The organism is Aeromonas bivalvium (genome assembly GCF_000819765.1).
In the GTDB taxonomy this organism is placed as follows: domain Bacteria; phylum Pseudomonadota; class Gammaproteobacteria; order Enterobacterales; family Aeromonadaceae; genus Aeromonas; species Aeromonas bivalvium.
On sequence record NZ_CDBT01000010.1, the window covers coordinates 171,625 to 190,452 of the forward strand.

Below are 18,828 nucleotides of genomic sequence, written 5' to 3' on the forward strand. Positions count from 1 at the left end.
TTCCCGACAAATAAATCAGGATTCGACAGGGTATCCAGCATCGAGCCAGCCCCTAAAGCCCCCATCGACGCTGATCACATGCCGGTATCCCATCTGGCGCAGGGCATCCGCCGCCAGAATGGAGCGAAAACCGCCGCCACAATAGAGATAGAGCGGGGTATCCAGATCCGGGTAGTTGACCTCTATGTCCCGCTCTATGATCCCCTTGCCGAGGTAGCGAGCCCCCGGCAGGTGGCCACGGGCCCATTCGCTCTCCTCGCGGATGTCGATGAGGTGAAAGTGACGCCCCTCATCCTGCCATCCCTTGATCTGATGAACATCCGTCTCTTCAACCCGGCCACGGGTTGCCTCGATCAGGGCCAGAAAGCGGGGACTGTGTTGCATGTGATGCTCCTTGTCTTGGGACGAATGGGCGAGGAAATGATTGCTGCGCAGTGACGATACGGGGTCTCGCTCCCTTTGTCACCCTGCCTGACGATGCCTGGCGATGCAAAACAAGAGAGCGCCCGCAGGCGCTCTCTTCATTTCAGGATCAGGGGTGCCGATCAGGGCAGTACATCGGGCTGATCCGCCCCTTCCTTCTCGACCTGGGTCGGCATCATGTGCTCGCGCTTGATGCCGATGAACATGGCGAAGGCGCTCGCCACATAGACCGAGGAGTAGGTACCAAAGCCGATGCCGATCAGCAGGGCCGTCGCGAAGCCGTGGATCAGGGTGCCCCCCTTGAGGAACAGGGCCACCACCACCACCAGGGTCGTGCCCGAGGTGATGAGGGTCCGGCTCAGGGTCTCGGTCATGGAGGCATCCAGGATCTCGGCGGTATCGCCACGGCGCAGCTTGCGGAAGTTCTCCCGCACCCGGTCAAACACCACTATGGTGTCGTTCAGGGAGTAGCCCACCACCGTCATCACGGCCGCCAGCACCGTCAGGTCAAACTCCCACTGGAAGAAGGAGAAGAAACCCAGGGTGACGATGACGTCGTGAGCCAGCGCCAGCACGGCACCGGCCGAGAGTCGCCACTCGAAGCGGAAGCTGATGTAGGCGAGGATGCAGAGCAGGGCTACCAGGATGGCAAGCCCCCCCTGCTCGGCCAGCTCCTGACCGACCGCGGGACCGACGAACTCGACCCGCTTGATCTGGGCGCTGCCCAGGGTCTTGACCGCGGCCAGTACCTTGTCGCCCTGCTGCTGGGCCTGCAGCCCCTCTTCCGGTGCCAGGCGGATCAGCACGTCGCGGCTGGAACCGAAGTTCTGCACGGTCGCGCCCTCTATCCCCTGGCTCTCCAGCACCTCGCGAACCTTGGGCAGCTCGACGGTCTGCTCGAAGCCCACTTCGATGATGGTGCCGCCGGTGAAGTCCAGGCCCCAGTTCAGTCCCTTGGTGAACAGGCTGGCAAAGGCCAGGATCACGAACAGGATGGAGAGGGCGGAGGCCGGTTTGGCAAAGCGCATGAAGGGAATGGCTTTGTCGGTTTTCAATAACTCATGCATGGCACTTCCCTCAGATCGGCAGCTTGTCGAGACGCTTGCCGCCCCAGGCCAGGTTCACGATGGCGCGTGTTCCCGTGATGGCGGTAAACATCGAGGCCAGGATACCGATGGCCAGGGTCAGGGCGAAGCCCTTGATGGCGCCGGTCCCGACCGCGAACAGTATGATACAGGTGATCAGGGTCGTGATGTTGGAGTCGGCAATGGTGCCAAACGCCTTCTCGTAACCCAGGTTGATGGCCTGCTGCACACCGCGTCCCGCCCGCAGCTCCTCACGAATACGCTCGAAGATCAAGACGTTCGCATCCACCGCCATGCCCATGGTCAACACGATGCCGGCGATGCCGGGCAGTGTCATGGTGGCACCCGGGATCATGGACATCAGCCCGATGATCAGCACCACGTTGACCACCAGCGCCAGATTGGCCACCAGGCCGAACTTGCGATAGTAGATGGCCATGAAGATGACGATGGCGAGCATGCCATAGCCCATGGCCTGCATGCCGGAATCTATGTTCTGCTGTCCCAGGCTCGGGCCTATGGTGCGCTCCTCCACGATCTGGATGGGCGCAATCAGGGCACCGGCACGCAGCAAGAGCGCCAGGTTGTGGGCCTCGTTGGCGTTGTCGATCCCCGTGATGCGGAACTGGCTGCCAAGGCGCGACTGTATGGTCGCAACGTTGATCACCTCTTCCTGCTTGCGGAACTTGCGCTTGCCATCGGGGCCGGGTTCACCGACCGGCTTGTACTCGATGAAGACGGTGGCCATGCCCTTGCCGACATTGTCCTTGGTAAAGTTGGCCATCTTGTTGCCACCCTGGCCATCGAGCTTGATGTTGACCTGGGGACGGCTGTACTCATCGAAACCGGACTGGGCACCCACTATGTGGTCACCGGTCAGTATGATGCGCTTTTGCAGCACCACGGGGCGGCCGTTGCGATCGGTGTAGACCTTGGAGCTCGGCGGCACCCGCCCATTGGCGGCGGCCTGGAGATCGGCGGTCTCATCGACCATGTGGAACTCCAGGGTCGCGGTGGCCCCCAGGATCTCCTTGGCACGGGCGGTGTCCTGGATACCGGGCAGCTCGACCACGATGCGCTCGGCACCCTGCTGCTGCACCAGCGGCTCGGCCACACCCAGCTCGTTGACCCGGTTGCGGATGATGGTGATGTTCTGCTCGAGGGCGTACTTCTTCACCTCCTTGACCTTGGCTTCGCTCAGGGAGGCCAGTACCAGGAAGTCATCCCCTTTCTGCTCGCTGTTGAACACCAGATCGGCATTCTGGCGGCGCAGATGGGCAAGCGCCTGCTCCTGATCCGCCTCGTCACGAAACAGGATCTCGACCCGATCGCCACTGCGGCGTACGCCGGAGTAACGGATCTTCTGGGTGCGCAGCTCGGTGCGGAAATCCTGCACCATCTGCTCCTGCTGCTTGGTCAGCGCCTCGGCCATGTCCACTTCCATCAGGAAGTGCACACCACCGCGCAGGTCGAGACCCAGCTTGAGGGGATTGGCACCGATGGCCTCGAGCCAGGCCGGGGTGGAGGGGGCCAGGTTCAGCGCGGTGACATAATCGTCACCCAGCTTGGTCGCGACCAGATCGCGGGCCTTGAGCTGATCTTCGGTATTGGTGAAACGCACCAGGATCTGGCCGTGTTCGAAGGCGGCATGTTTGACCGGAATGGCGGCCTCATCCAGGATCGCTTTGACCTGGTCCAGCGTCTTGAGCTGAACCTCGGCACCGCGACTGGCGGAGACTTGTAGAGCCGGATCCTCACCGTACAGGTTGGGGGCTGCATATAGAAAACCGATGGCGATCACCAGGATCACCATCAGGTATTTCCACAGCGGATAGCGGTTTAACACGCTGTGCTCCTTGGGAGATTAAAGGGACTGGATAGAACCCTTGGGCAGAACGGCGGTGACGAAATCACGCTTGATGGTGACCTGGGTCTGCTCGTTCAGGGCCAGCACCAGGTAGTCGTTCTCGGTGGAGACCTTGACTATCTTGCCAACCAGACCGCCGGAGGTGAGCACTTCGTCACCCTTGGCCAATGAGCTCATCAGATTCTTGTGTTCCTTCACGCGCTTGGCTTGCGGACGGTAGATCATGAAGTAGAAGATGAGGCCAAACACGGCCAGCATGATGATCATTTCCATGCCGCCACCCTGGGGGGCCGCTTCACCGGCAGCATACGCTTTAGAGATAATGCTCATTTAACAACCTCTTATTGATGTAGATACAAGACACAACGCGCTGATACGTTGTTGTTATTACACGTTTTCTTCAGCTAATGGAGGCACGGCCTTCCCTTGCCGACGATAAAACTCAGTCACAAAGTCGTCTAATTTACCCTGCTCGATCGCGTCCCGCAAACCCTGCATCACCCGCTGGTAATAACGCAGGTTGTGAATGGTGTTCAAACGGGCACCCAGGATCTCGTTGCACTTGTCCAGATGGTACAGATAGCTGCGGGTGTAATTCTTGCAGGTGTAGCAGTCGCAGTCCGCATCCAGGGTGCTGGTGTCCTCGCGATACTTGGCGTTGCGGATCTTGACCACGCCGTCCGTGGTGAACAGATGGCCGTTGCGGGCGTTGCGGGTCGGCATGACACAGTCGAACATGTCGATGCCACGGCGCACCCCTTCCACCAGATCTTCGGGCTTGCCCACCCCCATCAGGTAGCGGGGCTTGTCGGCCGGGATTTTCGGGCAGACGTGATCCAGGATGCGGTGCATGTCCTCCTTGGGTTCACCCACCGCCAGACCGCCGACCGCATAGCCGTCAAAGCCGATGTCCAGCAGGCCGTCCAGCGACACGTCACGCAGCGGCTCGTAGACCGAGCCCTGAATGATGCCAAACAGGGCATTCTTGTTGCCCAGGGCATCGAACTTGTCGCGGGAACGCTTGGCCCAGCGCAGGGACATCTCCATGGACTTGCGCGCTTCTTCGTAGGTAGCCGGGTACGGAGTGCACTCGTCGAAGATCATCACGATGTCGGAGCCGAGATCGTACTGGATCTCCATGGACTTCTCGGGGTCGAGGAAGATCTTCTCGCCGTTGATGGGATGGCGAAAATGCACCCCCTCCTCGGTGATCTTGCGGATGTGACCCAGGCTGAACACCTGGAAACCGCCGGAGTCGGTCAGGATGGGACCCTGCCAGTTCATGAAGTCATGGAGATCGCCGTGGGCGCGCATCACTTCCTGGCCTGGGCGCAGCCAGAGGTGGAAGGTGTTGCCGAGCAGGATCTGGGCGCCGGTCTCGCGCACCTCTTCCGGGGTCATCCCCTTGACGGTGCCATAGGTGCCGACCGGCATGAAGGCCGGGGTCTGTACCGTGCCGCGCTCGAACACCAGCTGGCCGCGACGGGCGCGCCCATCTGTGGTTTTCAGTTCAAATTTCATTGCTACCTCTAATCAGTCAGAGAAACAGTCTGACAACAAAGGGCCCCACGGGCCCGGTAATGAAGAAGCCGACCGGCATACTGACAAGCAGACCCTGAACGGCTTCTGAAGGGCCAGGCTCAAGCCTGTGCCCGGCGACGGGTGACGAACATGGCGTCCCCGTAGCTGAAGAAACGGTACTGTTCGGCCACCGCCACCCGGTAGGCCGCCATCACGTGATCGTACCCGGCGAAGGCACTGACCAGCATGATCAGGGTCGATTCGGGCAGGTGGAAGTTGGTGATCATGGCATCGACCAGCTGGAACTCGTAACCCGGGAAGATGAAGATGTCGGTGTCGCTGAAAAACGGTGCCAGCGGCTTGCCCTGGGCCAGGGTCACCCTGGCGGCGCTCTCGAGGGATCGTACCGAGGTGGTGCCCACGGCAATCACACGGCCGCCCCGGGCACGGGTCGCGGCAATGGCGTCCACCACTTCCTGGGGCACCTCGGCGTATTCCGAGTGCATGTGGTGATCTTCAATCTTGTCCACCCGCACCGGCTGGAAGGTGCCCGCCCCCACGTGCAGGGTGACAAACGCCAGCTCCACCCCCTTGGCCCGGATCTGCTCGAGCAGGGCTTCATCGAAGTGCAGGCCGGCGGTGGGCGCCGCCACCGCGCCTGGTTTGGCGTTGTAGACGGTCTGGTAACGCTCTTTGTCCGCGTCCTCGTCGGGCCTGTCGATATAGGGGGGCAACGGCATGTGGCCGATGGCCTCCAGGATCTCCAGCACCGGGCGGGGGTCTTGGAAGTGGATCTCGAACAGGGCATCGTGGCGGGCGCGCATCTCGGCTTCCACCTTCTCCCCGTCGGGGCCGCCCTCCAGGATGAGGCGGGTACCTGGCTTGGGGGACTTGGAGGAGCGCACGTGAGCCAGCACGCTGTGCTCGTCCAGGATGCGCTCCACCAGCACCTCCAGCTTGCCGCCGCTGGCCTTCTGGCCAAACATGCGAGCCGGAATGACCCGGGTGTTGTTGAACACCAGCAGATCCCCTGGGTGGAGTCTATCCAGGAGGTCGACAAATTGGCCGTGGCGCAGGGCGCCGCTGTCGCCATCGAGTTGCAGCAGACGGCTGGCACTGCGCTCGCTCATGGGATAGCGGGCAATCAGGGCGTCAGGCAGCTCAAAGGAAAAATCGGATACTTGCATCGTGACTACTTGGCTTGGCAATAGGATCGGCGGCTAGTCTAGTTATCCCCCACAGGCATGGCAACCGAAAAGGCCAAAAACACAAGGGATACAAGGGGTAGAGGCCTGCCTGGCGCGGCCGTCCCCCTCAGCCGGCTATCCCCTTTCCCCTTGACCCCGATCATGTTGCAACCCGGGCCCCTGGGCTAGGGTGAACTCAGGCACATGACATCAGCCATTGGAGGCGCCCATGATGACCCTGAGCGAGATAATGACAGAGCAGCCCTTCACCCTGGGGCCGGACAACAGCGTCAAGCAGGCGATGGATCTGATGCAGCAGGAGCGGATCCGCCACATCCCCATCGTCGATGAACAGCAACAGCTGCTGGGGTTGGTGACCCTCACCGATATCCTGGCGACCCGGGAGTCCAAGTTGCTGCTGATAGACCCGGAGCGGGAGGCCGAGTTCACCGACAGCGTCCGCCTCGAGGAGATCATGACCCGCAAGGTGGCCAGCGTCAGCCCCCATGCCGGCATCAAGGAGGCGGCCCTCTATCTGCAACGCCACAAATACGGCTGCCTGCCGGTACAGGACAAGGGGGTGCTGATAGGCATAGTGACAGAGTCGGATCTCATCGCCGTGGCCATCAATTTGCTGGAACTGATGGAAGAGCGCGAGCCACCGACCTCGGACAGCCTGGATGAGGGCGAGTGGAACCGGACCTGAGCAAAGTAATAAAATTACAGAAATGACTATAAAAAGGTCATTTAATCACCAGCACCCCCTATTTAGCGGCCCATTATGGTAACAAAACAACAAAACAGGGTTGCAATGTGACCTTGGTCACACTATCATCCCCCCTGCAAAATTGCCGAGGGGATGCTGTGGTGTGTGCAGCCAATCAGCCTCCTCTCATCATCCGCACGTTTGCACACCCCAAGTCTTTATTTTTATTGCCATTCCTTGTTTTGATAGCCCGGCCCCTGCGCCGGGATTTTTTTATCTGCCACCCCCTGCCCCCCTGATACGCTTCCCCCTTGCAACCGACCCCTTGCCACGAGCAGTATGTCTCTGGTTCCTCACCCGTCCCAGGCGAGCAAGGGTCTTCCTGCTTGCGGGGGAAAAGAGGGATGCAATATCTAGCTTATCTTTGTAAAACATATGTTTATTCATAATTGATCGGTATATTCATCCTGGGTACAGGCAGGATGGTTAATCTAAAAAACAGATTTGTCCGATTCATAATTGCCGCTTTAATCGATTGGGACATGCCCCTATCATGGCCCAAGTCAACTAACCCGGGGTCGCAAATCGTTGCACCAGGGATTCACAGGAGCAAATAGATGTCTACCTATATCAATACCGAGATCAAGCCGTTCACCGCTACCGCCTACCACAATGGCAAATTCGTTGAGGTTTCCGAACGTGACCTGAAAGACAAGTGGTCCGTGGTCTTCTTCTACCCGGCTGACTTCACCTTCGTTTGCCCGACCGAACTGGGTGACCTGGCCGACAACTACGCCGAATTCCAGAAGCTGGGCGTCGAGATCTACGCCGTATCCACCGACACCCACTTCACTCACAAGGCGTGGCACGATACCTCCGACACCATCAACAAGATCCAGTACCCGATGATCGGCGACCCGACCGGTGCCATCACCCGCAACTTCGGCGTCATGATCGAAGAAGCTGGCCTGGCTGACCGCGGAACCTTCGTCATCGACCCGAAAGGCGTCATCCAGATCGTCGAGATCAACGCTGGCGGCATCGGCCGTGACGCCCTGGAGCTGCTGCGCAAAGTCAAGGCTGCCCAGTACGTTGCCTCCCACCCGGGTGAAGTGTGCCCGGCCAAGTGGAAAGAAGGCGACGCCACCCTGGCCCCGTCCCTGGATCTGGTAGGCAAAATCTAAGCCTCCCGCTCCCAAGACCGGCCCGTTCAAGGGCCGGTCTGCTTTCTGGTCCTCTGTTTTCTGTATCCGTTCATAGTGCCGACCCGCATTCAGCAAGAAGGAATTCGACCATGTTAGATACCAACCTCAAACAACAACTCAACGGTTACTTGCAGTACATCGTCAATCCCATCGAGATCAGCGTGTCCGGCAATGACAGCGACAAATCCGCCGAGCTCCTGGCCTTGGCCAGCGAGATAGCCGAAATGTCCCCCAAGATTGCCATGACTGATGGCAGCAATGTCCGCAAGCCTTCCATGAGCATCGCGCCCCAGGGCCAGGCCCCGCGCGTGCACTTTGCCGGCATTCCCATGGGTCATGAATTTACCTCCCTGGTGCTCGCCCTGCTGCAAAGCGGCGGCCATCCCTCCAAGGCCGATCCGGCCGTGCTGGAGCAGGTGAAGAACCTCAAGGGCGAGTTCCACTTCGAGACCTATATCTCCCTCTCCTGCCACAACTGCCCGGACGTGGTACAGGCCCTGAACCTGATGGCCACCCTGAACCCCGGCATCAGTCACACCATGATCGACGGTGCCCTGTTCCAGGACGAGGTGAACGAGCGTCAAATCATGGCGGTCCCGAACGTCTACCTGAACGGTCAGCCGTTCAGCCAGGGCCGCACCTCCCTCGAAGAGATAGTGGCCAAGCTCGACACAGGCGCGGCCGAGCGCAAGGCGCAAGAGCTCAACGAAAAAGCCCCCTACGACGTGCTGGTGGTGGGCGGTGGCCCGGCCGGCGCCGCAGCGGCCATCTATGCCGCCCGCAAAGGCATTCGTACCGCCATCGTCGCCGAGCGCTTCGGCGGCCAGGTGATGGACACCGTCGGCATCGAGAACTTCATCTCCGTGCCCTACACCGAGGGCCCCAAGCTGGCCGCCAGCCTGGAGCAGCACGTCAAGCAGTACGGCGTGGAAGTGATCACCGAGCAGCGCGCCGCGGCCATCAGCAAGGATGGTTACGTCAACGTGGATCTCGCCTCCGGTGCCACCCTCAAGAGCCGCGCCGTGATCCTGGCGACCGGTGCCCGCTGGCGCGATCTCAACGTGCCGGGTGAACTCGAATACCGCACCAAGGGCGTAGCCTACTGCCCCCACTGTGACGGCCCCTTCTTCAAGGGCAAGCGGGTGGCGGTGATAGGTGGCGGTAACTCCGGCATAGAAGCGGCCATCGATCTGGCCGGCATCGTCGAGCACGTCACAGTAGTGGAGTTCGCCGATACCCTGCGCGCCGACGAGGTGCTGCAGAAGAAGGCTCGCTCCATGGCCAACATCGACATCATCATGAGCGCCCGTACCACGGAAGTCATCGGCGACGGCAGCAAGGTGGTGGGCATGGACTACGAGGATCGCACCACAGGCGAAATCAAGCACCTGGCGGTGGCCGGTATCTTCGTCCAGATAGGCCTGGTACCGAACACCGAGTTCCTCAAAGGCAGCGAAATCGCCCTGACCCGCTTTGGCGAGATCGAGATCGACACCAAGGGTGCCACTTCCCTGCCCGGCGTCTACGCCGCAGGGGACGCCACCACTGTGCCGTTCAAGCAGATCATCATCTCCATGGGGGCTGGTGCCACCGCCGCCCTGGGGGCGTTCGATTACCTCATTCGCACCCCTGAGCCCAGCCAGGTGGCGAGCGCGGAGCCGGCCCTGGCCTGATCCCTTCCCCTCGATCGCAAACCGGTGCCCAGGCACCGGTTTTTTTATTGTCTTGCTGGCAGGGCGACCCCCACTCGTCCCCTTGTCAGGGCCAGCTCCCCTGGCTCATGACCCGCCGCCCGGTCTGCATGACGACCTCTTTATCTGGATGCTTCACGCGCCCGTCCCCCACCCCATCTATGTTGCCTGGGCCATCCGAGGCCTGTCCCTGCTACAGGATCAGCTCGCTTCGCCCTGTGCCTGGGTCAGCTCAACATCGGGTCTGGGCTCCAGCTCGGCGGTCATGGGGGTGTTCGGGGGCACAGGGATGAACTGCTGATGCTCGGCCAGGGGCACCGGCGCCCGCACCCGCTGACGCCAGATCAGAAACAGGGTCAACAGCGCCCCGCACAGGCAGAAGTAGGCGAACAGGCCCTGAGGGCCGAACAGCTGGATGGCACTCGGCGCCAGCACAGGCCCTACCATGGCCCCCAGGCTGTAAGCGAGCAGCAGTCCCTGGTTTGCTCCCAGTACCTGATCCGGCTTGAGCTCGTCGCAGGCGTGGCTGAGGCTCAGGGGGTAGATGGAGAAGGCCAGGCCGCCAAACAGGAAGATGAGACCCGTCGCCAGCCAGTCGGGCTGGGGCGCCGGCAGGATCACCATCAGCAGGGAGACCAGGGCAAGCAGCGCGCTCAGCAGGCCGATGACCAGGCGCCTGTCGAGGCGATCCGACACTCGCCCTATGGGGTATTGCAGGCACATGCCCCCCAGGATCACCACGGCCATCATGTTGGCGACCCGCTCCAGACCATAGCCGTTGTCGGTGAAATAGAGGGGCAGCAGACCATAGATGGCCCCCAGGATGAGCCCTGAGCTCAGGCTGCTCCACATCCCGGCCGGAGTGAGGCGAAACAGCTCGAAGAAGCCCACCTGCTGGGGCTGGATCATGGTGGGCATGGCCACCCGGGAGAGGGCCAGGGGGATCACGGAGAGGGAGGCAGCCATGGCGCACAGGGCGAAGGGCGCCAGCACCATGGGATCGATCACCTTGAGCAGCAGCTGGCCGGCGGCCAGGGCCCCGTAGAGCAGTATCATGTAGAGAGACATCAGCTTGCCCCTGTCCCGCGGCGTGCTGGAGACCAGCATCCAGGATTCGAGCACCACGAACAGGCCCCCGGTGGCAAAGCCCCCCAGCAGGCGCAGCCCGGCCCAGACCCAGGGATCGACGACGAGGCCGTGGAGCAGGGTCAGGGTGCAGATGAGGGAGGCATAGGCCGCATAGGCGCGGATATGGCCCACCCGTACGATGAGGCGCGCATTGACGAAGGAGCCGAGCACCAGACCGGCGAAATAGGTGCCAGAGACCAGCCCGATGGCCTGGGCATCCACCTGCTCGGCCGAGAGCCGCACCGTCAGCAGGGTGCTCATCAGACCGTGACCCAGGATGAAGATCACCAGACTCATCAGCGGGGAGACCACCCCTTGCCATCTCGTCGCCACCATATCCCGCTCCCTTTCTGCCGTGCCAAAACCATACAGGCTACGGACAAATGGCGGTGGCTTCAACCCGAAGCGGCCGCCACCGGGATCCGAGTGTCTGGCCACATCCGGGGCTTGCGCGCGACATCAATAAAAAAGGCCGCTCGATGAGCGGCCTCTTGGCAAGGGTATCAAGGCTTAGCTGTCGCGGCGCTTGCCACCGAACTTGCGATCCTTGTTGAAACCGCCTTCACGGCGATCCTTGTTGAAGGGGCGATCGCCGCCGGGACGACGGTCCTTGTTGAAGGGACGGTCATTGCGGTACGGACGCGGAGCCCCAGTGCTGCCACCGGCAGGCACTTCGGTGTAGCGGGTGATCTGCAGCGGACGCTGGCAGACCCGGGCCTTCTTGATCACTTCCAGCACGTCGGCAGTCATGCCCTTGGGCAGGTCGACGGTGGAGAAGTCATCGGCGATGTCGATGTTGCCGATGAAGCGGCTCTCGATGTTCGCCTCGTTGGCGATGGCACCGACGATCTGGCCCGGCTTGACGCCGTGATGGGCACCCACGTCGACGCGGTAGCGCTCCATCTCCACGTCCGGGTTGTCCTTGAGCGGACGCGGCTCCAGGGACGGCATGCGACGGGCCGGACGATCGCCACGGTCACCGAAGTCACGACCGCCACGGTCGTTGAAGTCACGACGCTCGAAGCCACCGCGATCGTTGCCAGCGTTGAACACCGGATCCGGGATGGAGTCATCCAGCAGCAGCGGCTGATCGCCCTGTACCAGCTTGGCCAGTGCAGCAGCCAGCTCCAGCGGATCGGCAGAATCTTCTTCGATCAGCTCGTTCACCAGGTTGTGGTAGATCTCGAGCTCTTCACCCATCATGGTTTCGCGGATGCGCTCCTTGAACTTGGCCAGACGGTGCTGGTTGATGTCCTCGGTGCTCGGCATCTTCATCGGCTCGATGGCCTGACGGGTGGCGTGCTCGATGGCGCGCAGCATGCGGCGCTCGCGCGGTGCCACGAACAGGATGGCTTCGCCCTTGCGACCGGCACGGCCGGTACGGCCGATACGGTGAACGTAGGATTCGGTGTCGTAGGGAATGTCGTAGTTCACCACGTGGGTGATGCGCTCGACGTCCAGACCGCGGGCGACCACGTCGGTGGCGATCAGGATGTCCAGCTGGCCCTGACGCAGCTTGTCAACGGTACGCTCACGCAGCTTCTGAGGAATGTCACCGTGCAGCGCTTCACAGGCGTGACCACGGGCGGCCAGTTTGCCTGCCAGCTCTTCGGCCGCGTTCTTGGTACGTACGAACACCAGAAGGGCTTCGTAGGATTCCACTTCCAGCAGACGGGTCATGGCGTCCAGCTTGTGCAGACCGGTCACCTGCCAGTAACGCTGGCGGATGGTGGTCGCTGTCGCAGTCTTGGAGGCAATTTTGATCTCTTTGGGCTGCTTCAGGTGCTTCTGGGCCACGCGGCGGATCTGCTCCGGCATGGTGGCGGAGAAGAGGGCAACCTGACGACCGGCCGGGCACTGATCCATGATCCAGTCCACGTCGTCGATGAAGCCCATGCGCAGCATTTCGTCCGCTTCGTCCAGCACCAGGGCTTTCAGACCGGAGAGATCCAGGTTCTTGCGACGGATCAGGTCCATCACGCGGCCCGGGGTACCCACGACAACCTGGGCACCGCGACGCAGGGCGCGGGTCTGGGTTTCGTAGGAGGCGCCGCCGTAGATGGGCAGCACGTGGAAATCGGGCATGTGGTGGGCATAGCGTTGGCACGCCTCGGCCACCTGCAGGGCCAGTTCGCGGGTCGGCGCCAGCACCAGGATCTGGGTGTTGCGGTTACCGGCTTCCAGACGAGACAACAGAGGCAAGGCAAAAGCAGCGGTCTTCCCTGTACCGGTTTGCGCCTGCCCCAGCAGATCGTGTCCCGCCATCAGGTGGGGAATTGCTGCGGCCTGGATGGGGGACGGGCGCTCATAGCCCACGTCCTGCAGCGCTTTCAATACGGGCGCGGCCAGTCCAAGCTCACTAAAAAGGGGCAGTTGTTCGGTATCAGACATAGATTCTTCCAGATTAAGGCAGGCGGCTAAACACCGCGGAATAGCAAAAGGCGGCGATTATAGCGCCACTTTGTTCTGCTGTCTTGAAAAATGTGATAGGTGTCTCAAGACGTTGGCAATTATAGAGGGATCTCGCGACTATGGCTTGCTTATTTTTCACTCATGGTGCGTGATGGCGAGTCGGGCAGCGCCTTAACCCTTGTCCCGCTTGTGTTTGAGCACCGCCATGGTGAGTCGGCTGGTACAGAGCAAACGGCTTCGTTCGTCTCTTATTTCTATCTGCCACACCTGGGTGGTCGCCCCCAGATGGAGCGGCGTGCAGCGCCCCGTCACCACCCCTTCCCGCTTGGCCCTCAGGTGGTTGGCATTGACTTCCAGCCCCACACAATAGCTCTCCTCCCCCACCGCCATGTTGGCCGCCAGCGATCCCAGCGTCTCCGCCAGCACCACGGAGGCGCCGCCGTGCAACATACCCAGCGGCTGATGGGTGCGGTGATCCACTGGCATGGTGGCCTCCAGCCAGTCGGGGCCAAAGGCGGTGTAGACGATATCGAGGTGGGCCATCAGGGTATTGCGGGAGCTGGCGTTGAGCCCCTCCAGGCTCATGGGCTTGCGCCAGATGGGGGCGTTTTCTTGATTCATGACGGAAAGACTCCTTCTTTGAACAATGGGTTATCAGGGGCCATGTCGCCTAAACAGCCGTGTCGGCGAGAAAGGTCGGAAAAAAGATGCCCACACCGGGCATCCAGGGCATCTTGTCTTGGAGTGAGGCTCACCAGGGGTAGGTCACCCCGGGCCACTCCATCCAGGGGACATCACGCCCCGGCAGACGCGGCTCGGACCAGCGCCACACCTTGCCAAGCCAGGCGCGCAGCTCGACCTCCAGCTCGGCATCCGTGATGGGGGCCTCGGCCTGTTTCCAGAAGAAGAGCTCCACCTCCACCTCCGGCAGCACCGAAGGGTAGAGGTAGACGCCGCCCCAGAATTCGGGCTCCCTGTCCGGACTCCAGAGGCCATAGGCAAAGGAGCGCTTGGCCAGAAACTCGGAGCGCTGCCACGCCAGATCGTCCTCGTGCTGGCTCAGACTGAAACTATTGGAGGGCCAGAGGTCATCAGGGCGAAACAGCTGATGGAGCTGTTCGCGCTCGCGCAGCATGGCGACGAACTCCACCACCGCCTGACTCGGGCTGGCAGGCAGCAGCAGAAAGTGCGGGTGCCGATAGGCCTTTGGCACCCGAAATCCCTTGGGGAAACGCAGCATCAGAGCAGTTCCAGCAGGGCCTGCAGCGGGTGCTTGAGCTTCTCCCCCTCCATCCGCTTGACCTGGCTGCGACACGAATAGCCGGTGGCCAGGCAACGATCTTTGGGCAGGCGTGCAAGGGGCTCGGCCCAGCTTAAGGAGTAGATACCCCTGGAGTTCTCCACCTGCTTGGCATCGTGGCCATAGGTGCCCGCCATGCCGCAGCAGCCCACCGACACCGGCTGCAAACGCGCACCGAAGCGGCCGAACAGGGTGCTCCAGTCGCCGTGGGTAGTGGGTTTGGCGGTCTTCTCGGTGCAATGGGCAAACAGATACCAGGACTCTGCCTCGGCCTGCTCGACGGTGTCCCCCCTGGGGGCCGGCAGCGTTTCTGCTGGTACAGAGAGCAGCCACTCCTGGGGCAGCAGCACCTGGAAATCGCCGCGGGCGGGGCCGAGCGCCTTCACGTACTCGTCCCGGTAACAGAGCACCAGGGAGGGATCGACCCCCACCATGGGGATGCCGAGCGCCGCCACCTTGTTGAGGAACTGGGCGCTGCTGGCGGCGGTGCGGGCGAAGGCGCGCAGGAAGCCCTTCACGTGCTGGGGCTTGCCGTTGGGTTTGAACGGCAGCAGGTAGGGCTGATAGCCCAGCTTGCTGGCCAGTTTCACCAGATCCCGCACCACGGGGGCGTCGTAGTAGCTGGTGAAGGGATCCTGCACGATGAGCACCACTTTTTTACGCTGCTCTGGGCTCATGGCCTCCAGGCCCGGCAGATCGAAATAGCGGGCGCGGTGGTCCCGCAGCTCCTCGGCCAGGGTCGGCACTGAGAGCAGCGGCACATCCACCATGCCGATGCTCTTCTCGGTCGCCTTCTGAGCCCACTCTTTCTCCAGGAAGAAGTTGACCAGCTTGGGGGCCTTGGCCAGCAAGGGGGTATAGCTTTCCACCGTGCCGACGAAGTAATCCTTGGGACCGCGCAGATAGCGGCTGTGATAGAGCTGCATGAAACGGGCACGGAAGGTGGGTACATCCACCTTGATGGGGCACTGGCTGGTGCACGCCTTGCACGCGAGGCACCCTTCCATCGCCTCCATCACCTCGTGGGAGAAGTCATACTCGCCCCGGGCGCGGGCCAGGGTGTTGCGGAACTTGTCGACTATCTGCTTGAAGCGCAGACCGCCGCTTTGCAGCGCCACCTCTTCGGCAAGGGGATCGAAGCCCTGCTCCGACAACTGGCGCAGCCATTCGCGCATCAGGCCGGCCCGCCCCTTGGGGGAGTGGCGGCGATCGCGACTGATCTTGACCGAGGGACACATGGGGGAGTCGGTCTCGAAGGTGAAACACAGACCGTTACCGTTGCAATCCAGCGCCCGGGTGTAGCTCTCGCGCACCGCAATCGGGATCTGGCGGTCAAACTTGCCGCGCTTGGGCCCGTCCACCGACACCAGTTCGGCGCCGCTGCCGTAAGGCATGCAGATCTTGCCCGGGTTGATGCGATTGCCCGGATCGAACGCCCCCTTGACCCGCTGCAGCTCTTCCCACAATTCGCCAAAAAAAGCGGGGCTGTATTCGGAGCGAAAGCCCTTGCCGTGCTCCCCCCACATCAGGCCACCGTATTTGGCGGTCAGCGCCACCACCTGATCCGAGATGCGACGCAGCAGCACCTCCTGCTCGGGGTCGCACAGATCGAGTGCCGGGCGCACGTGCAGCACCCCGGCATCGACGTGGCCGAACATGCCGTAGTCGAGGCCGTGGCCGTCCAGCAGGGCGCGAAACTCCATGATAAAGTCCGCGAGTGACTCAGGCGGCACGGCGGTGTCTTCGGTAAAGGCCACCGGCTTCTTGCGCCCCTCGGCGTTGCCGAGCAGCCCCACCGACTTCTTGCGCATGCCATAGATGGTCTCGATGCTCGGCAGGTGGTCGCACACCTGGTAGCCGATGATCCCCGCCTCGCCCCTCGCCAGCAGGCCGTCGATGCGCCGGCACAGCTCGGTCACCTTGGCCTTGTGCTCAGCCTCGTCGGTGTCGGCAAACTCGACGATGTTGAGCCCCTGCAGATCCTTGCCCGGCACATCCTGGATGAGATCCTTCACCGAGTGCCAGATGATGTCGGCGCGGGCAAGCCCCAGCACCCGGGAGTCCACCGTCTCCACCGACAGGGCGTGGGCCTGTACCATAAAGGGGGCATTGCGCAAGGCGGAGGGGAAGCTGTCGTACTTGACGTTGACCAGGGTGCGGTAGCGCGGGATGGGGGTGATGTTGAGGCGAGCCTCGGTGATGAAGCCCAAAGAGCCTTCCGAGCCGCACAGCACCCGGCTCACGTCCAGGGTGTCGTTCTCTGGAATATAGAGGTGCTTGAGATCGTAACCGGTCAAAAAGCGGTTGAGCTTGGGGAAGGTGGCCTCTATGTCGGCGCGCCTCTCCTTGCCGATGCGATAGAGGGTGCGGTAGATCTCCCCTTCCCGACTATCGAGGGCCAGCTTGTCCGCCAGCCGCTGGCCGGTCACCGGCTCGGTCGCCATGATGTCGCCGTTCTCCAGCACAGCCTTGAGCCCCAGCACGTGATCCGAGGTCTTGCCGTACACCAGAGATCCCTGCCCGGAGGCGTCTGTGTTGACCATGCCGCCCAGGGTGGCGCGGTTGGAGGTGGAGAGATCCGGCGAGAAGAAGTAGCCGTGAGGTTTGAGGTAGGCGTTGAGCTGATCCTTCACCACCCCGGCCTGGGCCCGCACCCAACCCTCTTCCAGATTAATTTCCATGATCTGGTTCATATGGCGGGAGAGATCGACGATAATGCCGCCGCCCAAGGATTGACCATTGGTGCCGGTACCGCCGCCGCGAGGGAAGAAACTCAAGGTCGCGTACTCGGGCCCCTGGGCCAGCTTGAGCATCACCGCTATGTCATCCGCGCTGCGCGGATAGAGAACCGCCTGAGGTACGACCTGATAGACGCTGTTATCCGTCGCCATCGCCAACCGGCTTGCATAAGACTTTTCGATATCACCACGAAATGCTGATCGCGCCAGCAACTCAAGAAACTGCAGGGTTGTAGGTGACAAACTGTCCTGGTAATCGAGTCTCGGGATCATGAATCCTTGTTCCCATCCTTTGCTTGATGCCGGCATTCCGGCGACAACGACTGTTCGGGGCTGCCTCTTTGCGGGTGTCCGAACCAGTCCGCTCACATGTGAGCGGGCAGTATATCAGCTAGAAAACCGCTTGCGCGTTCAATCTTCACCATTTGAAAGGAGGACTTTTATGGCTCATTACAGCCATGTTATCAGTACGCTGGTTCGCACCGAGAAACAGGCGCTGACCCTGTCGCTGTTTGGTTGCATCACCTTTGCCATCTTCGGCATCGGCTATGGCCTCTTCGTCGGATCCAACGCCATCATGCTCGATGGCATCTTCACCCTGTTCAGCATGGGCATGACGGGCCTGGGGCTCATCACCGCCTACCTGGTCACCCGCCCTTCCGATACCCGTTTTCAATACGGCTACGCCCACTTCGAACCCATCGCCAACGTCATCAACGGCGCCATCATACTGCTGCTCTGCCTCGGCGCCCTCTATGGCGGCATCACCTCCCTGCTCGAAGGGGGACGGGAGATAGACCTCGGCCACGCCCTCATCTATGCCGCCGTCTGCACCTTCTTTTGCGGCCTCATCTATCTCATTGGATTTGACCCCATAGGTCCAGACACTTTTCCCGCTTAGGGTTGTGATACCCGACTGCGCAGAAATTCCCGTGGTGAACGGTATCCCAAGGCGCTGTGCGGGTGGTGCTCGTTATAATGCTCAAACGCGATAGCCAAATTGCCTACCGCTGTTCGGCTATCCGGTTTTGGCATCATCTCGATATAGTCTCGCTTCATCGTCTTCACGAAGCTCTCCGCTATACCGTTACTCTGTGGGCTTCTCACTGCTGTCGTTCTGGGCTCCAACCCGATTTCTCGTGCAAACGCGCGGGTCTCATGGGCTCGATACGCCGAGCCATTATCAGTCAGCCACTCCACCGGTGATGCCGGCAACGAATCCCCAAAGCGATGTTCGACAGACCTCAGCATGACATCTTGCACAGTGTCACTATCGTAACCCCCAGTACTGGCCGCCCAGTCCAACGCTTCCCTATCGCAGCAATCCATGGCGAACGTGACACGTAGTTTTTCACCGTTATCGCAGCGAAACTCGAAGCCATCTGAGCACCACCGTCGATTGCTCTCCTTGACGGCAACACGCCCCTTATGTGCCTGCTGGGCCAATGGTGCAGCTGGTTTTCTTTCCAGCAGCAAGCCATGTTCGCGCATGACGCGATATACCCGCTTAGCGTTTACCACAGGTTGTTCTGTTGCCTCAGACTGACGCCGTAACAGCGCCCAGA

Annotated in this window: 15 protein-coding genes and 1 pseudogene; 4 read left to right on the forward strand and 12 right to left on the reverse strand. The window is 61.4% G+C overall.

The window, feature by feature from the left end:
• Window positions 1-15: 15 nt before the first annotated feature.
• From BN1119_RS04355 to queA, 6 genes are all read right to left on the reverse strand, one after another.
• Complete coding sequence (locus BN1119_RS04355; RefSeq protein WP_041994470.1) at window positions 16-384, reverse strand: rhodanese-like domain-containing protein; 369 nt, start codon at window positions 382-384, stop codon at window positions 16-18.
• A 161-nt stretch (window positions 385-545) separates the two neighbouring features.
• Entirely contained in the window at window positions 546-1,490 is a 945-nt protein-coding gene (gene secF / locus BN1119_RS04360) for a protein translocase subunit SecF (protein WP_041994473.1), read from the reverse strand.
• 10 nt (window positions 1,491-1,500) lie between these two features.
• Complete coding sequence (secD, locus tag BN1119_RS04365; protein ID WP_041994476.1) at window positions 1,501-3,354, reverse strand: protein translocase subunit SecD; 1,854 nt, start codon at window positions 3,352-3,354, stop codon at window positions 1,501-1,503.
• Window positions 3,355-3,372: 18 nt separating this feature from the next.
• Entirely contained in the window at window positions 3,373-3,705 is a 333-nt protein-coding gene (gene yajC, locus BN1119_RS04370) for a preprotein translocase subunit YajC (protein WP_041994478.1), read from the reverse strand.
• 57 nt (window positions 3,706-3,762) lie between these two features.
• Complete coding sequence (gene tgt / locus BN1119_RS04375; RefSeq protein ID WP_041994480.1) at window positions 3,763-4,896, reverse strand: tRNA guanosine(34) transglycosylase Tgt; 1,134 nt, start codon at window positions 4,894-4,896, stop codon at window positions 3,763-3,765.
• Window positions 4,897-5,015: 119 nt separating this feature from the next.
• A complete protein-coding gene (gene queA / locus BN1119_RS04380; protein WP_041994481.1) occupies window positions 5,016-6,083 on the reverse strand; it encodes a tRNA preQ1(34) S-adenosylmethionine ribosyltransferase-isomerase QueA in 1,068 nt (355 codons plus the stop codon).
• 229 nt (window positions 6,084-6,312) lie between these two features.
• Between queA and BN1119_RS04385 the strand changes: the two genes are divergently transcribed.
• From BN1119_RS04385 to ahpF, 3 genes are all read left to right on the forward strand, one after another.
• Window positions 6,313-6,789 (forward strand): CBS domain-containing protein, encoded by a 477-nt coding sequence (locus tag BN1119_RS04385; protein ID WP_041994483.1) that lies wholly within the window; start codon window positions 6,313-6,315, stop codon window positions 6,787-6,789.
• 617 nt (window positions 6,790-7,406) lie between these two features.
• On the forward strand, window positions 7,407-7,973 hold the full coding sequence (ahpC, locus tag BN1119_RS04390; RefSeq protein ID WP_041994485.1) for an alkyl hydroperoxide reductase subunit C: 567 nt from the start codon (window positions 7,407-7,409) through the stop codon (window positions 7,971-7,973).
• 110 nt (window positions 7,974-8,083) lie between these two features.
• Window positions 8,084-9,667 carry an alkyl hydroperoxide reductase subunit F gene (gene ahpF, locus BN1119_RS04395; RefSeq protein WP_041994487.1) on the forward strand — a complete coding sequence of 528 codons (1,584 nt, stop codon included), beginning with the start codon at window positions 8,084-8,086 and terminating at the stop codon, window positions 9,665-9,667.
• A 219-nt stretch (window positions 9,668-9,886) separates the two neighbouring features.
• Here ahpF and BN1119_RS04400 read toward each other — a convergent pair whose 3' ends face one another.
• The 5 genes from BN1119_RS04400 to ydiJ form a co-directional block, all read right to left on the reverse strand.
• Entirely contained in the window at window positions 9,887-11,149 is a 1,263-nt protein-coding gene (locus tag BN1119_RS04400) for an MFS transporter (RefSeq protein ID WP_041994490.1), read from the reverse strand.
• Window positions 11,150-11,323: 174 nt separating this feature from the next.
• Window positions 11,324-13,204 (reverse strand): DEAD/DEAH box helicase, encoded by a 1,881-nt coding sequence (locus BN1119_RS04405; RefSeq protein WP_041994492.1) that lies wholly within the window; start codon window positions 13,202-13,204, stop codon window positions 11,324-11,326.
• 192 nt (window positions 13,205-13,396) lie between these two features.
• Window positions 13,397-13,846, reverse strand: coding sequence for a hotdog fold thioesterase (locus tag BN1119_RS04410; protein WP_041994494.1), 450 nt, complete (start codon window positions 13,844-13,846; stop codon window positions 13,397-13,399).
• 130 nt (window positions 13,847-13,976) lie between these two features.
• Window positions 13,977-14,465, reverse strand: a complete 489-nt coding sequence (locus BN1119_RS04415; protein WP_041994496.1) for a hypothetical protein — start codon at window positions 14,463-14,465, stop codon at window positions 13,977-13,979.
• The gene (ydiJ, locus tag BN1119_RS04420) at window positions 14,465-17,536 is read right to left on the reverse strand and encodes a D-2-hydroxyglutarate dehydrogenase YdiJ (RefSeq protein ID WP_041994498.1); all 3,072 of its coding nucleotides are present in this window, start codon (window positions 17,534-17,536) and stop codon (window positions 14,465-14,467) included. The genes BN1119_RS04415 and ydiJ overlap by 1 nt, the downstream gene beginning before the upstream one ends.
• Window positions 17,537-17,705: 169 nt before the next feature.
• On the opposite strand from ydiJ, the pseudogene BN1119_RS04425 reads away from it, so the two are divergent.
• Window positions 17,706-18,125, forward strand: a pseudogene (locus tag BN1119_RS04425) (cation transporter); the annotation flags it as partial.
• Between the two features lie 35 nt (window positions 18,126-18,160).
• Here BN1119_RS04425 and BN1119_RS19770 read toward each other — a convergent pair.
• Window positions 18,161-18,828: IS3 family transposase (locus BN1119_RS19770; RefSeq protein WP_157438616.1), on the reverse strand; the 668-nt coding region annotated here is incomplete at its 5' end.